Here is a 236-nt window from a genome sequence, read left to right as displayed (position 1 = left end):
AGGACGAGGTTGTTCAGGTTGGTGGGGCCGCCGTCTGCCCAGTGTCGGATGTGGTGGCCTTCGGTCCAGGCGGCGGGTGTGCCGCAGCCGGGGAATGCGCAGCCGTGATCGCGGGCGATCAGGGCGCGTTTCTGTCTGGAGTTAACGGTACGCATTGTGCGGGCGAGGTTGATCGGGTTACCGGTCTCGTCCATCACGATGGCGGTGAGGATGCAATCGCAGGCCAGTTGTCGGGA

General features: G+C 64.8%; 1 protein-coding gene. It reads right to left on the bottom strand.

Annotation, left to right across the window (positions count from 1 at the left end; translation table 11 throughout):
* Positions 1-236: HNH endonuclease (locus ACOQFP_RS01400; protein ID WP_421583212.1), on the bottom strand; the 236-nt coding region annotated here is incomplete at both ends.

The organism is Rhodococcus sp. MALMAid1271 (assembly GCF_049195265.1).
Classification (GTDB): Bacteria; Actinomycetota; Actinomycetes; order Mycobacteriales; family Mycobacteriaceae; genus Rhodococcoides.
The sequence above is the reverse complement of the archived record's forward strand: the minus strand, read 5'-3'. Positions and strand labels throughout refer to the sequence as shown.